The organism is Akkermansia muciniphila ATCC BAA-835 (assembly GCF_000020225.1).
Taxonomy (GTDB): Bacteria; Verrucomicrobiota; Verrucomicrobiia; order Verrucomicrobiales; family Akkermansiaceae; genus Akkermansia; species Akkermansia muciniphila.
In genome coordinates, this window is the sequence record NC_010655.1 from 1083313 (window position 1) to 1098218 (window position 14906).

General features: G+C 56.1%; 12 protein-coding genes and 1 other RNA gene. 5 read left to right on the top strand and 8 right to left on the bottom strand.

What is annotated here, in order from left to right; all coding sequences use genetic code 11:
- The first annotated feature begins 35 nt into the window (after nucleotides 1–35).
- Nucleotides 36–2279 (top strand): M60 family metallopeptidase, encoded by a 2244-nt coding sequence (locus AMUC_RS04905; RefSeq protein WP_012419955.1) that lies wholly within the window; start codon nucleotides 36–38, stop codon nucleotides 2277–2279.
- A gap of 72 nt (nucleotides 2280–2351) precedes the next feature.
- Here the strand turns inward: AMUC_RS04905 and AMUC_RS04910 are convergent, their stop codons facing one another.
- Entirely contained in the window at nucleotides 2352–3467 is a 1116-nt protein-coding gene (locus AMUC_RS04910; RefSeq protein ID WP_012419956.1) for an RtcB family protein, read from the bottom strand.
- Nucleotides 3468–3597: 130 nt separating this feature from the next.
- On the opposite strand from AMUC_RS04910, the gene AMUC_RS04915 reads away from it, so the two are divergent.
- Nucleotides 3598–4515, top strand: coding sequence for a LysR family transcriptional regulator (locus tag AMUC_RS04915; RefSeq protein WP_012419957.1), 918 nt, complete (start codon nucleotides 3598–3600; stop codon nucleotides 4513–4515).
- A gap of 11 nt (nucleotides 4516–4526) precedes the next feature.
- On the opposite strand, the gene AMUC_RS04920 is transcribed toward AMUC_RS04915, so the two are convergent.
- Together AMUC_RS04920 and AMUC_RS04925 are read right to left on the bottom strand one after the other, a co-directional pair.
- Nucleotides 4527–5759 carry an MFS transporter gene (locus AMUC_RS04920; RefSeq protein ID WP_012419958.1) on the bottom strand — a complete coding sequence of 411 codons (1233 nt, stop codon included), beginning with the start codon at nucleotides 5757–5759 and terminating at the stop codon, nucleotides 4527–4529.
- Nucleotides 5760–5859: 100 nt separating this feature from the next.
- Nucleotides 5860–6609, bottom strand: coding sequence for a hypothetical protein (locus tag AMUC_RS04925; protein ID WP_012419959.1), 750 nt, complete (start codon nucleotides 6607–6609; stop codon nucleotides 5860–5862).
- A gap of 146 nt (nucleotides 6610–6755) precedes the next feature.
- Between AMUC_RS04925 and AMUC_RS04930 the strand changes: the two genes are divergently transcribed.
- Entirely contained in the window at nucleotides 6756–7313 is a 558-nt protein-coding gene (locus AMUC_RS04930) for a cob(I)yrinic acid a,c-diamide adenosyltransferase (protein WP_012419960.1), read from the top strand.
- A gap of 160 nt (nucleotides 7314–7473) precedes the next feature.
- On the opposite strand, the gene AMUC_RS04935 is transcribed toward AMUC_RS04930, so the two are convergent.
- Nucleotides 7474–7812, bottom strand: a complete 339-nt coding sequence (locus AMUC_RS04935; protein WP_012419961.1) for a cupin domain-containing protein — start codon at nucleotides 7810–7812, stop codon at nucleotides 7474–7476.
- Nucleotides 7813–8117: 305 nt separating this feature from the next.
- The gene (locus tag AMUC_RS04940) at nucleotides 8118–10388 is read right to left on the bottom strand and encodes a ribonuclease R family protein (RefSeq protein ID WP_012419962.1); all 2271 of its coding nucleotides are present in this window, start codon (nucleotides 10386–10388) and stop codon (nucleotides 8118–8120) included.
- Between the two features lie 37 nt (nucleotides 10389–10425).
- On the opposite strand from AMUC_RS04940, the gene AMUC_RS12555 reads away from it, so the two are divergent.
- Together AMUC_RS12555 and AMUC_RS04950 are read left to right on the top strand one after the other, a co-directional pair.
- Nucleotides 10426–10605: a hypothetical protein gene (locus AMUC_RS12555; protein WP_042447829.1), complete on the top strand. Its 180-nt coding sequence runs from the start codon at nucleotides 10426–10428 to the stop codon at nucleotides 10603–10605.
- Nucleotides 10606–10674: 69 nt separating this feature from the next.
- Complete coding sequence (locus AMUC_RS04950) at nucleotides 10675–10953, top strand: hypothetical protein (protein WP_012419963.1); 279 nt, start codon at nucleotides 10675–10677, stop codon at nucleotides 10951–10953.
- 29 nt (nucleotides 10954–10982) lie between these two features.
- Here the strand turns inward: AMUC_RS04950 and AMUC_RS04955 are convergent, their stop codons facing one another.
- The 3 genes from AMUC_RS04955 to ffs form a co-directional block, all read right to left on the bottom strand.
- Nucleotides 10983–13490, bottom strand: coding sequence for a U32 family peptidase (locus AMUC_RS04955; protein WP_012419964.1), 2508 nt, complete (start codon nucleotides 13488–13490; stop codon nucleotides 10983–10985).
- A gap of 27 nt (nucleotides 13491–13517) precedes the next feature.
- A complete protein-coding gene (locus tag AMUC_RS04960) occupies nucleotides 13518–14732 on the bottom strand; it encodes a bifunctional folylpolyglutamate synthase/dihydrofolate synthase (protein WP_012419965.1) in 1215 nt (404 codons plus the stop codon).
- A gap of 64 nt (nucleotides 14733–14796) precedes the next feature.
- Nucleotides 14797–14891: signal recognition particle sRNA small type (ffs, locus tag AMUC_RS12260), an RNA gene on the bottom strand.
- Nucleotides 14892–14906: the final 15 nt, after the last annotated feature.

Sequence of the window (14906 nt, forward strand, 5' to 3'; positions counted from 1 at the left end):
ATCATGTATAGTATCATTAAATATTAATGTAGTGTATGAGAAAAGATTCCATTTTTCTTTCCATTTTTTTATTTTTCCTTTTTCTGACAATCTCCGTAAATAAATCCCTCGCGGAAAAATATCCTTCGCTGGATGTTCCGGAAGACATTTTGCTCCACGTGAAAGAAGCTGCTTCCTCCCAGTCCCCCTATTCCGGCAATCATTCCGTAAAGCAGGCTGTGGACGGCTCTATGGAATCCGCCAACTGGCATGTTCCCGGAGTGCATCATGTGGAGGGGGAATTTGTGTTTGAAGTGCCGGAGACCATTCATTACATCATTTTTTCCGGAGCCAATTTCAATGAAATTGCCGTGTCCGCCATGTCCGGCTCGTCTTGGAAGGACCTTGGAAAATTCGATATCGGCGGCTCCAGGATGATCAGATTTAAAAAGCCTCTTCAAAAGGTTCGGAAAATCAGGTTGACGGTTGATTATCCCGAAGGTTCCTCTCCGTCTTTTACCGTACGGGAAATCAGCTTTTACAAAAGGGTGGAGTCCGCACTTAACCGGAAATTGCTGAAAGTATTTAAGGACACGAGCTGCTCCTCCATCAACCCCAGGTGTACCCTGACGGACCTCAAGGCTCTTCCGGAGTTTTTACAGATGATTGCGAAGAAAATAAAATCCGGCGATTATGAAGACAAAGAATTCCGCATTGCTTCCTATAAGGCTTACAGCCATCCGGAGTTTGCTGCGAAGGTGAGAAATATCAACGCCCTGAACAAATTTGACAATCCTACCGGAATTGTCGCGGAGAAAGGAGATGAAATTCTTGTGTTCGTAGGACCTACCCATGGAGAAGATATTGGGCTGGCCTCCGTTTCTCCAGCGGGAATAGAGTCTTCCTCCTATCCTTTGAATGAAGGGGTAAACAAAATTAGAATCAACCGTTCGGGATTGCTTTACGTGATGTATCACACCGATATCAGCCCGCCCAAGAAGCCGATAACGGTGCATATTCCTGTGGGAAGCGGCATAGTGAATGGATATTTTGACGTGACGAGGCACACGGATAAGGACTGGAAGCGTATGATCAGCAACGCCCCGCATAGCATGTTCGATATCGTTGGGCGGAATTCCATGATGATTCTTCACACAAAGTACCTGAAAGATTACAGTCCGGATTCCATTACGAAATCCGTCAGGGTATGGGATGAAAGCGTCAAGGCCATGTGGAAAATCATGGGATTTGACAAGTATCCCCAGCCGCACAATAACCGGCAGCTTGGCGTTTCCGTAGAAGGAGGAGCCCATATGTTTGCAACCTGGTATTACTGCGGCTACAGTATTGGAGATCAGGGAAATACGCTGAAAAATGAAGTGCTCGCTCCTGGAGTTCTTCAGGGAAACCGCCTTTGGGGAATCGGGCATGAAATCGGTCATTGCTACCAGCATCCGTTCAACTGGCGCAGCATGTCGGAAAGTTCCAACAATTTTTTTGCCCAGCTGATTCTGGACCAGGTGACCAATGCCATTAATGGCAATGAGCAGGCCTCCGATATGGAAAACCCGTGCAAATACCTGCTTTCAGAAGCGGTAAAGGGCATGCCGTTCCATGATTTGAACGGCTGGGCCAAATGGGGTTTTGCTCAATATTCCTTCTATCTGTATTTCCATAAGCTGGGAATCAATCCCGAATTTTATCCTAGGCTGTTTGAATCATTGCGGCGCAAGCCGCTTTCCAGGCAGGCGTATGAGGTTTCCGAAGCCCATTTGGCCTTGTATGAACGCATTTGCAATATCAGCAGGACGGACTTTACCGATGACTTTGAAATTTTTAATTGGTTTGTCCCGATTGACCGCAAGGGGCATCAATATGGGGATTACAGTTTTAAAATGACAGAGGAAATGGCCCGGGCATCCAAGGCCCGCATTGCCGCCAAACGGTACCCCAAACCGAAATTCCGCATTGCCTTCCTGCATCAGCATGGAAAGACGGTCAATTTGTGGGGGCAGAATCTGCATGGGTCCCAGCTCAACGGCTATTGGACCAAATACAAGCAGAACGCAAAACTCAGCCCGTCTGTAAGCGCCTCCAAAAAGGATAACATGATTATTGTGCGGAATGGGGAAAATGCAGCCGCTTTCTGTGTAGTGACCAATGGAAAGGTGGTAGGTTATTATGACCGTCAGAAGTTTGACGTTTCCGGCGTGGAATGGAATGATACCTCTAAAGTGTACGCCATCCCGATTCAGACGGCGGAACCTTATAAGTTGATTTATGCTGCCGGGCGTTCCTGACCGTGTTTTGGAGGTTTGGGAAAAGCCTCCCGGAAAATCATATTCCGGGAGGGGCGGGTATTGGGACGCCTGCTATTCGGGTGCCTTGAAGTTATATACGGGCCTGATGCGTTCCACGATTTCCGCCGTTTCATGGATGTTGTCCAGCACGCTCTCGCCATCCTTGTAGGCCATTGGCGCTTCATCCAGCGTAGCGCGGGAAACGCAGGTGGAGAAAATACCCTGCATGGAAGCCTCGAATTCCTCCAGGGAAAGATTGGCTTTAGCCTTTTTGCGGGACATGCTGCGGCCTGCGCCGTGCGGAGATGAGGAATTGAATTCTTCATTTCCTTTGCCGATGCAGATGACGGAGCCGTCACGCATATTCAGGGGAACGATGAGTTTTTCTCCGCGTCCGGCCCGGACGGCTCCCTTGCGGATGATTTGGTCTTCCGCAATGTAGTTGTGCACGGTGTCGAAACTTTCCAGATCAGCTGCATCATCCAGCAGTTCATGCAGTATCACGCGGCGGTTCAGGGCTGCGAAGCGCTGAGCCACCTTCATATCCCGCATGTAGTTCAGCGTATTTTCTCCCTGAAGGTAGCAGAGTCCTTTCTTGCGTTCTTTAAGATAGGCGTCCGGACAAGTATCCACGGCGATTTTCTGGTAGCGTTCCGCAATCTTCAGACCGAAATTGCGGGAACCGGAGTGGATGCACAGGAAAGCGTGCTCTTTCCCTTGCGCTATTTCAATGAAGTGGTTGCCTCCTCCCAGAGACCCTACGGAGCGGCGGTGCCTGTCTTTGTCCGTTCTCAGCACGTCCATGCAGATGCGGGAGATTTCTTCATCCAGTTCCGGGTCGTCCAGCAAGGCTTGATGAACGGAGGGACGGGCATGCATCCCGGATGGGACGCGCTCGCGCAGGCGTGCGTCAAAGCTGGAAAAATCCGGCAGTCCGGACAGTCTGGCGGTAAGCACTCCGCAGCCGATATCCACGCCGATCAGGTTGGGAATTACCTTATCCGTTTTCAATTCCGCCGTGAACCCGATGACGCAGCCGGCTCCGGCGTGCACGTCCGGCATGATGCGCACCCGGCTTCCTTCAAAGGCGGGGTGGTTGCAGACGTCCCTGATCTGGGTGCGGGCCAGGTCTTCCAGTTCATCCGTGAACACGCGGGCTTCCGTGTATTTTCCGTCAATGGTGATCATGGTTTTATTCTTTTGGTTGAGGGGCGCGGAGATATGCGGAAAGCGCCTTCGCGCCCTGTGACCTTGTCACCATAACGCATTTGTTGACTCTTGCATTATATAAGTATTCATATTATATAACTATAAAGTTATGTTTGAGCATCTTTTCGCAGAACGGGGACTGTCCCTGGACCGATTGAAAACCTTGATAGAAGTGGCCAAGGCTGGGAGCATTGCCGCTGCCGCCCGGGGGGATAGTGCGCGGCAGAGCCTGTATTCCCGGCAGATTAAGGAATTGGAGGAATTCTTCGGTGTGGAACTGGCGAGCCGCCGCGGGAAAGTGCTGGCTCTTACCGGAGCCGGGTGGGAGCTGGTGAGGCTGGCCAGTGAAAGCCTGTGCCTGCTGGATGATTTTAAAAGCCGGAGCCGGAATCTGCCCTACCGGTTCACTATCGGAGCCGGGGACAGCCTGCATGCTTGGGTGGTGGCTCCCGTGCTGGCGAGTATCCAGAAACGGGGGCTGCCGTGGCTTTTCGCGCTGGAGAACCTCCGCAACAGTGAGATTCCCTCTAAGCTCCAGAATATGGATATAGACTTCGGCATTGTGCGTACCAGCGCGCTGGAGGCGGAAGGGTTGGAAAGCCGGGTCATTTGCTCCATGGATTATGCGCTGTACGTTCCTGCAGCCCTGGCCGGGAAAAAGGCGCGGGGGAAGAAGGAGGATTTTCTCCGCCTGCTGGAAATGTTCCCCCTGGCAACGCTGGGGAGCGGTTCCGGGTTTCATGCGTTGCTGAAAAGGAATTGCGCTGAGTTCGGCATCAGGCTGCGGGTGCAGTGTGAAACGCAATCTTTTCCTTTTGCGGCCCGCATGTTGAAGAGCGGAGCGTTCATGGCAATCCTGCCCTGCATGGCGGAAAAAGAACTGGGGGAAGGATTTGTCAAGGTTACTCATCCGGCGCTGGACGGGCTGTCCCGCAGTATTTCCCTGGCCTGGAATCCGCGGTTGCTGCGCGTGAGGCCTTCAGCCAAACGGGTAATTGATGTTTTTTCCATCCCGGAACGGGAGTGATGGAAGGAAAATCAATCAGAATCCACGCCCAATTTATTTTTACGGTAGTGGTCCAGGGAGATGCGGTAAAAATATACGATCGCCAGCAAATTCAGCAGGGCTCCCGTTCCGAAGGCCCAGTTCAGGTTCAGGTACGCGTAAATTTTGCCTCCCAGGAACATGCCTGTTCCCACCCCGATGTCAAAAGCGGTGAAAAATGTGGAATTGACGGCTCCCCGGTGGCCGCGGTCCGCCATGTTCAGTTTCATGGTTTGGAACGTGGGGATGAAAATGCCGAAGCCAAAGCCGATGAGGATGGCGGAAGCGTAATAGATCCATTCCAGCGGCGCCAGCGCCAGCGCGCCGAAACTGACGGTCAGGATGCTCAGGGAGATGACGGAAAGCTCCGCCACGCGTCCGCGGTCGATTTGCCTGCCTACCATGAACCTGGAGACCAGCATGCCCAGCCCCATCAGCGCGTAAAACAGCCCGGCGTATTTGAACCCGTGCATTTCCCCGTACAGGGCGGAATACACGGCCACCACGCCATAAGAGAAGGTGGCGATCATCACGTTCACCGCCAGCGGAATGCCCACGCGCAGCACAAGACGGTCCAGTACCTTTTTAGGCGTTTCATACACGGGCTCCTGAACAGGGCTCCTGGGAACGCGGATGAGAGATGCAATGCCCGCTCCGGCCAGGCACAGGAGCAGGGAGCTCCAGGTAATCACGTAAAAGCCGTACTGCTGGTATACCTGAAGGCCGATGACGGGGCCCAGGCACATGCCCAGCGTCATTGTCATGCCAAAGAAGCCCAGGCCTTCCCCGCGGCGGGCAGGGGGGATGATATCCACCGCCATTGTCGGGCCGGAGGTGGTCATGCCTCCCCAGATCAGGCCCTGTATGAAGCGCGTCAGGAAAAACGCCAGGGCGGTGGCGGCCGCAGCATACCCTGAAAAGGACAGGGCCAGCATAATGTAAACCGTGATGTAAATCTTCTTGCGGTCTCCGGTATCCACCCGGTGCGCGAACCAGGGGCGGGAGATAATGGCGGCCAGAACATAAATGGACATGATCCAGCCCAGCCAGCCAGAGGAGACCTGCAATTGTCCCGTCAGGTACAGCGGGAGAACGGGCACCAGTTCATAGAAGGCCAGCCCCGTCATTAAGTTGGCGCAACAGGCCAGGATGTAGTCTCGCGTCCAGAGAGGCGCTTTGACGGATGGTGCGGTTTCCGCCGCCAATTCATCTCTTGTCCGAGTCATGCAGGGGTTGTACAGCCGTTGGGAAAAGTTTCAAACGGCCTGACGTGTCATGATGATGAGCGGGGGGAAGAAGGCCCTGATGAATCCTTGTTGGGAGAAGTTATTCATTTTCACGGGAAAAGGTTACGCCCACCAGCGTATCTCTCCCGTCAATGGCATTCAGATAGTCGAATACTTCTCCGCAGGGTGTTTCATTCTCAATGAAGAAAATGAATGCTCTGCGCTGGTTGATATGTTCATTTGCCATATTGGCGAAAGCCTGAAGGTCGTTTTTCCGGGATGGACCGGATGGTTTTTTCTGGATACGCCAGTAAACAAGCTGGTAGTTCCCTCTTTCCGGGTAAGGGGACCGGATGAATTTCACGATGGGATAAACGGGTTTCCGGGAAGGTGTTTTGTTGAAAACAAGAAAGTCATCTTCACGGAAAGGATGTTCCAGAACGGCATCGTCGGGAAGGCAGGGAATGTCCGGGTTCATGTCTTTTTCAGATTCTGGATCAGATTCCGGGGCCATATCCGTGGAGACGGGAAGATCCCAGCAAATTCCATTTTCAAAGGCGGACGCGATGGCATCCCCTCTTTTCAAACGGAGATTATTCACGCCATGCGCATAAGCCTCCGATATGCCCTCAGCGATGCGGAACCAGGGAAGGGACGGATTGTCCAGATTGATGGTCAGGCATCTTTCACAGGCCGAATCCGTCTTCCATTCCTGTATGGGGCCGGGCAGTTCCGATGCGTTCACGATTATTTCTCCGGGCAGCAAGGCGCTTTCCTTTTTAGAGCATGCCCCGAAAAGGAAGCTGATGAAGAGAGGGAGGAAAACGGCAGGAAGACGAAGAAGAAGCATTTATTCATTCTTCTTATATAGTTTTTATTGCATGTCAAAAGAATAGAGAGTGCGGTACATGCCGGGAAAGATGGCGCTGTCTCCCGCTCCGGAATATGCCTTCTTTTTTGCGTGCAGGACGGCGCGGGCATGGTAGGGTACATGGTATGAGCGTAATCACCAAGCGTGGAGACAGCGGAGAAACGGACCTGATGTTCGGCAGGCGTAGTCCCAAGACAGCGCCGCGCATTGAAGCTTACGGAACGGTGGATGAATTAAATTCCCTGATTGGCGTGGTGCGCCATTCCGGGGTAAGCTCCCGGACGGTGGAGATGCTGGACGGCGTCCAGGCTCGCCTGGTGGGTGCCATGGGGGAACTGGCCACGATGGAGGAGGATTTGCCCAAATATGACGCCAAGGGGTACGCCCGCATTAAGGCGGAGGATGTGGCTTGGCTGGAGGAACAGGCCCATTTGCTGGAAAAGGAATGCGACATCCGTTTCAAAGGCTGGGCCCGCCCGGGCAAGGAAGGATCGCTGGGATCCGCATATTTGGACCTGGCCCGTTCCGTCTGCCGCCGTGCGGAACGCCGTGTGGTGGCATTGAGGCTGGATCATGCCCTGAGCAACGTGAACACGGCCCTGTTCCTGAACCGCCTTTCCGATCTCTGCTGGGTGCTGGCCCGTTTTGAGGCGCTGGCCGCAGGGGAAAAGATCCAGGCCTGAGCAGGCCGTTTCCGCCCGTCCTCCTGTTCCGGCATGTTGCGTATCTGCGCGATTCCCGTGTCGGGAGAATCTCGTGAAAGAATGGTTTTGCCGCAGATCCATGTCCGGGTGGCAATTCCCCGGAATAGTTCTCCGTTGTTTCCTGGGGACGGCTTTCCGGTTAGTCCAGCGGCAGGATGGAAGTAACCAGCATTTTGAATCGTTCCCGGGCAATGACGGAATGAGGTACTCCGGCGGGAATCAGGAGGCTCTTTCCTTGGGGCAGATTAACTTCTTCATTGCCTACGGTGAAGTAGGCCGTCCCGTCCAGAATCTGTATCAGCGCAGGACCGGGCGTCTGGTGGGTAGGGAGGAGTTGCTCGCTGTCAAAGGCCAGAATGGTCATGTTGACTCCTTTGGAGCGTACAAGGGCCAGACTGGTGATTTGCCCTTCGCGGTAATCAGTCAGGTCGGCGTAATTAAAGGGAGTGCGTTCGGGGATGTGCTGAATGGCTGTCATGTAAATTGGACACCCTTGTTGGCCCTTCCCGTTTCTTCATGACAGGCTTCCGGGAAAAAGGTCCGCTCCAGACCCGGGAGCGGACCTTGGCATTCAGCATTCATATGGTGCTTACTTACGGAGTCAGCGTCCTGAATTCATAGGCGTGAGGTCGGATTCACAAGTAAACAACGGTCATTCTATACATGAAAAATACAATTTACTTCAAGAAAAATTGTGTAGGAAAATGTAGATTTGATTCTGTTGCAGGGAGAATCGGATTTGATTTCCGGATGGGATTGTTTCCATATACGGGCGTATTGCCGTCAGCGGTTCCGCCGCCCGCGGCCGGATATGCCCTTCTCCTGTTTGGTGGGGAAGGCCGTTTTTCCCGTTTGCCGCGGTTTCTCCCGTGAGACGATGGCGAAATCCGCCCACTGCTGCTCCCTGTCCACTTTCACGGGAATGACGGGAACGCGCAGCCCTGCGCACAGCACGGAACCGTGGTCGTTTTTCCAGCGGCTGGCAAACGCCTCATACACCCAGCGGCCGCCGGGAAGCTTGTCCGGTTTGACCAGCCCCTTAATCTGGAGACGCGGGATTTCCAGCAAAACGCCGAAGTGGCGCGTTTCCGTAACCAGAGCTTCGTGCACTTCCGGATGATCCGCGTAGCACTGGCCTTCCAGCCATTCGAAGAGCTTCATCCGGTTCGCGTCCTTTTCCGCGCTGGCGGAAATGCGTTCCGTTTCTGAAATGTGTTCCGCGTCTTCCTCCAGCCTGCCTGTACTGCCTGCTCCTTTAGCTCCTTTGGGAGGGTTGGCCAGCAGGGGATTCAGGGAGCGGTGTACCACCAGATCCGCGTAACGGCGGATGGGGCTGGTGAAGTGGCAGTAATTGGGGGTGGCCAGGCCGTAGTGGCCCAGGGGCTCCGTGTCGTACCTGGCCCTCATCAAGCTTTTCAGGAGCGCCAGCTTAAGCAATTGCTCGTCCGGGGAACCCTTGATGGATTTCATCAGTTCATTCAGGTACTGGCGTTGGTCGATATCGTGCACGGGATGCCCGTACAGTCTGCACAACTGGCCGAATTCAAAAAGTTTGGCGGAATCCGGTTCTTCGTGGACACGGTAGATGGTGGGACGGTTCCCGTTTTTCAGGGCCAGGGCCACGGCTTCGTTGGCGGCCAGCATGCACTCTTCAATGAGCTGATGGCTTTCATCGTACTCTTCCGTGATGATGCCCGTCACGCGGCCGTCCTTGTCCATAACGGCTCTCACTTCCGGGAAGTCCAGATCCAGGGCTCCCTTGGCGTAGCGGTTGCGGCGCAGAATGGAGGCCAGATTCCAGGCTTCCCGCACCGTGGAGGGAACTTCCCCTTTGTCGTTTCCTTTCAGCATGGCGAAGGCCTCCTGGTAGGTCAGGCGCGCCTTGCTGCGGATGAAAGCGTCAGCAAAGCGGGCACGGAGCATCTTCCCCTTTTTATCAAATTTCATTTCGCATACTTTTGTCAGGCGCACGACATCCGGCCGCAGGCTGCACAAATCGTCGGAAAGGCGGTGCGGGAGCATCGGAAGAACGCGGTCCGGCAGGTAGGTAGAGTTGCCGCGGCGCAGGGCTTCCCCATCCAGCGAGCCGCCGGGCTTGACGAAATGGGAGACGTCCGCAATGTGAACGGCCAGCGTCCAGCCGGACGGAGTGGCCGTGATGGAAATGGCGTCGTCAAAATCCCTGGCGCTTGCCGGGTCAATGGTGATGACGGTACGGTCCGTCCAGTCTTCCCGGCGGGCGAGTTCCCCGGGGGAAGGTGTTTGAGGCAGCGTTTCCAGCTCCCGGAGCACGGAGGCGGGGAATTCCACGGAAAGGCCATATTTTCTGATAACGGCTTCCATGTCCACGTGAGGCTCGTCCGGATAGCCGAGCACCTCCACGATTTTCCCGCGCGGGGCTTTCTTTTCCTCACCGCAGGTTATGGGCTCCACGGAAACCAGTTGGCCGGGAAGCACCTCCATGGCGGGTTTTTCCGCCAGTTCAATGGATGACGGAGAGCTTACGCCGTCCCCCAGCACGCGGCCCGGCTTGTTTTTTCCGGTGCGGAAGACGCCAAGCCATCGGGAGCGCGCGCGTTCCGTCACTTCCTCCACGCGGGCTTTCATGTCGGCATCCGGGGAAGAAAAGCGATTTCTGCGGATATTCCTCCGTCCCCTGGCTGCCTTGCGTTCCACGCGCACGGCCACTCGGTCCCCGTCCAGGGCGGTGCCCAGATGGTTGGGTTTAAGTTCCAGTTCCGGAACGGCTTCCGTGTCCCATCCCAGAGCCGCAGCGGCGGGATCCCCTTTTCTGGGGAGAAAAAGAATCTTGCCGGAGCGCAGGATGCGGATCATGCCATGCACCAGGTTCCGGCGCTCCCGTTTTAAAGCGTACCTGCCCTTTTGCAGCCGCACGAGTTTTCCTTCCTCCTCCATCTGGTCCACCAGGGCGCGGAAATCCAGCTTCTGCCGGGAATCCACGTTCAGGGCGCGAGCCAGTTCAGATTTGCTCTGAGGTTCGTAATGTCCGTCTTCCATGTGACGGATCAGGCGGTCTTTAAGGGAATTATTCATTTTACGGAAGTTCCGGGAAAAGGAGTTTCCCATTCCCATGGATGCCATCATAAGAAGGTTTTCGCGCCGCTTCAAGGCGCGGGCGGTGCATGCCGCGTTCGTCAGCGGCTTTTGGCCTGCTGGCGCACCTGCCGTTTTTACGGACTTTATCCGCAAGCCGGGCTTTGATTTTTCAGCGTATAACGTATTTGGGCTGAAAACCCCGTGCTGTTTATAAGGAAGGGGCTGCCGTTGGTTTCTTCAACCTGTGGCTGGAGAAATAAAAAATGTCAAATGGAATTCCAAAATGAAGAACAAAACCAGCAAGGCTTTTCAACGGACGCTGCTGGCTTTGACCGGCAAGGAAAAAACTTTCGTTAAAATGATGCGAAGCTGCCGACGGTTTCTCATCATGTGGAATGATGGGAAATATATGATGCAGGCCCATGAATTTGTGCAGGACCGTTTAAGAGACATTACCAGCGACGCGGTGAAAAAGGGGGTGGCCGGCATGGAGAGAGAAATGGGTATCCTTTTAAAGAGTGATAAGATATTGAGAATGTATGATCAAAGCCCCGGAATCTGAACGGAGATTAACCGTTGTTCAGGTGGAGATTATCCCGGCCGGAGCGTCCCCTCCGTAGTGCCGAGCTGTTCTGCGACGTCCAATTCCCGGATAAGCCGGGCCGCAGTGCAGGAACCGTCCAGCAGCTCCCGGTAGCGGGACACCAGAAGGCGCACTTTTTCCGGGGGATCATCCAGCAGTTCCAGCCGGAAACGGGAAAGGCCCAGACGGCGGAAGTCCTGGAGGAAGCCGGCTCCCGTCTGGGCGCGTCCGTTGAACAGCGTGTTCCGGCACCCGGCGTCCGCCAGCAGGGGATGAAGCTGTCCTACGCGGTCACGCAGCTGCACATGATGCCGTTCGCAGGGGCGGCCGCAGTTCTTATAACTGGTGCCGTTCGACAGGAAGGTGCAGAACACGCAATGCTCCATATGAAACATGGGCATGTGCTGGTGCAGCGTCAGTTCAAACCATTCCGGCGGCGCGGCGCGGAGCAGGTCCGCCACCTGTTCCGCGTTCAGGTCGTAAGAGATGGTGAGATGGGCCAGATTCCCCTGTTTCTTCAGGATAGCCGCGCTGTATGGATTGGCGACGTTCAGGGAAAAATCTCCGATGCGATGCAGGAGGGACTGGCGGAAATATTGCGCCGCACCCAGGTTGCGAATAAGGATGCCGTCAGGTTCCGCCCGTTCCATAAGTTTGAAGTATCCGACTTCCGAGGGTTTCTGGATGCGGGGCGTCGCCAGGAAGACGGGAATGCTTTTTCCGTGTTCCCGGACGGTTTTTATGCCTTCCGCATAGTCCCGGAGGTCTTCAAAGTCCAGATAAACGGCATTCGCTCCGGCATCCAGCGCGGCGGGTATTTGCTCCGTTTTGCGGCACAGAACAGACAAATGGGGAGGCATGTCCGGAACGGCTGTTCCCTTCGGCAGCGGAGGAAGGGTGAAGGAGGCCGGAGGATGAGAGGGAACGGAGGATTCTTTTGCCTCCCGGGCCGTTTGAATTCGTTCCACCAGGGCACGCCTTGTCTGGTTGAGGATGCTGAGCGGAAGCATCAGGCCCTCCGGCAGAGGGCAGTCGCAGGAGGCCAGGCGGAATCCCGTTCCCCCCAGCCTGCCGAGCTGTTGTTTCAGCACTTCGGGAGTCAGAGGGCGTTTTTCTGCCGTCTGAAGGGGCTGGGGAGATTGCACGGAACATCCGTATTCCGGACAGGCAATCGTCAGGGGGTTCCCGACGGACCCGGCACATGTCAGATGGAGGGGAATGGTGGATTCCTGCAAGTGTTCCCGCATTTTTTTCAACTCCGCGTTCAGGGCCGGATCATCCGTTTTCCAGAGTTTTTGCCCGGGTTTAACCCTGCTCCAGTCAATACGGGATGCCTTTCCGTGGAAGAAAAGGCGGTTTCTCTGCACTTTCCAGATACGTCCGCCCTGTTCTTCATTGCGGTCTTCCCCTGCATCAATGACGAAGCCGTCCCCGGGCGCGAGCGGAATGCCCCCTTCCGGCCTGATATCCAGCCAGCCCTGACCGCTGTTCATAATGACGCCTGCGTAGGCGCCCCTCTTTTTACCGTAGCGGCCGTGGGTCAGACGCGGGTGGTCCGTCCCGTCCAGCCAGCCGGTGGAGAAGCCGCGTGAAAATACCATTTGCAGTGCATAACGGTCGCGTGCGGTCACCATTTCATCCACAAGTATTCCAGCGCAGGCGGCGTCCAGAGCTTTTCTATAGGCCGCCGTTACCGCCGCAACGTATTCCGGGCTTTTCAGACGTCCCTCTATCTTGTAGCTTTTCACGCCCATGCGGACCAGGTCCGGGATGCGGTCAAGGGCGCACAGGTCCTGCGGGCTGAGCAGGTAGCGCCGTTCTCCCAGAGGAACGGTTTTGCCGTCTACAACCAGGGAGTAGGGCAGGCGGCAGGCCTGCGCGCATTCTCCCCTGTTGGCGCTGCGCTGTCCCAGGCTTTCCGATGTAAGGCACTGGCCGGAATAGGCCACGCAGAGCGCTCCGTGTACAAATACTTCCAGGGGAATGTCCGTATGCCGTACACATTGCCCGATTTCCTTCAGGCTCAGTTCCCGGGCCAGGACGGCCTGCTTCAGGTCCAGGAATCCGGAGGCGAATTCCAACCCGTCCGGGGAGGAAAGTGTCATCTGGGTGGAGGCGTGCAGTTCCAGCTTCATGCCGGGAACCTGCCTTCCCCATTCCGTCAGGCAGTGGGCAAGACCGATGTCCTGCACGATGACCCCGTCCGCGCCGGCGGCATTCAGGTGGCCCAGGTAGGAGAGGGCGTCCGCCAGTTCGGAGGTAAAAATGAGCGTATTCATGGTCACGTACCCCTTCACGCCGTGTGCGTGAAGGAAACGCATCAGTTCCGGAAGGGAATCCAGCGTGAAGTTGTCTGCGCGCAGACGGGCGTTGAAACGGTCCAGGCCGAAATAAATGGCGTCTGCGCCATTGGCTACGGCGGCGCGGGCGCAGTCCATGTCCCCGGCGGGGGCCAGCAGTTCGGGGCGCAGGTCTCCGGGCCGGAGGGCGGAAAGGGTTATGTCGTCGGAAATCACGGGGAAAAGCAAAAAGGACGGTAGGGGTTATTGGGCGGTGCTGCGTTTTTCCGCATGGCGGAGCAGAGCTTTCAAATCTCCCAGAAGGAACAGGGAACCTGCCGCCAGGACCGGGAGCGGGGAGGCCAGTGCCGCCTGCAGACCATCGGGAAGCGAGGAATGGATGAAAACGGGGCCGGTTTCCTGTTCGCCCAGCAGGGCAGCCATTTCTTCCGCCGGCATGATGCGGGGGGAAGTGCAGGGAACCAGATGCCATTCTCCGGTAATTTCCCGCAAAACCGGAATCATTTCCCGGATGTGCTTGTCTGCGGATGCGGCAAAAACCAGTGCCGCCTTCCGTCCCGGGAATTCCTCTTTCCACGTGGACGCGAGCACGCGCGCCGCATGTTCGTTATGAGCGCCGTCCAACACCAGGGGGGGCGTCTCAAGGCGTTCGAACCGTCCGGGCCACTGTACCTTGGCCAGGACTGCGGCGGCTTCGGATGGGGAGGGGAGGGAATGGAGCCGCCTCATGGTTTCCAGCGCCAGGGCTGCGTTTTCCCGCTGATGGGCTCCTGGCAGGGATGGGATGGGCGTTTTCCGGTCCGCCCGGGCAATCGTGAGGGGAGAACGGCGGTTTTGCGCCGTCCGTTCGATGACGGCCATGACACCCGGGTGCTGCACGGCAGTTACGGACGGTTTTCCGGGGGCGATGATGGCCGCTTTTTCCGCAGCGATCTCTTCCAGGGTATCTCCCAGATACTGCTGGTGGTCCAGGCCGATGGGGGCCAGTACGGCGATATCCTTGGGCACGGCGTTAGTGGCGTCCAGCCTTCCGCCCAGCCCTGTTTCCAGAATGATGAAGTTCACGCTGTTTTTCCGGAAGTGGCGCAGGGCGACGGCCAGAGCCAGCTCGAAAAAGGTGGGCGGCTGTTCCCAGCCTTCCGCCAGCTGTTTCAGGAAGGAAATTTCTTCTGCCAGGGCATCCGGAGTGATCATGTCCCCATTGACGCGGATGCGTTCAGAAAAATCTACCAGATGGGGGGAAGTGAACAGGCCCGTGACATAACCCTGCGCCCTGGCCAGGGCCTCAATCATGGCGCAGGTGGAGCCTTTCCCATTGGTGCCGGCCACGTGGACCACGGTGGCGTTTATCCGGTCCGCCCCGGCTGCCGCCAGCAGCTTCCTGGTATTATCAAGCCCCAGCTTGATCCCGAAAAATTGGGTGGAAAAGAGCCAGTCAAGGGCGGCGGATACATTCATGGGCGGTATTTTACCACGGGAAAACTCCCGTTCAACTCCGGTATGGCGTGGGGACTGTAAAATGCCGCCGGGAACGGACGCGGCAAACACGAACAAGCTACCGTTGCTACCTCTCGGTCCTGGCGGGGTTTGCCAGTCGTGCCTCCACGGGGTTCCCGGCGGCTCACCCAGTAA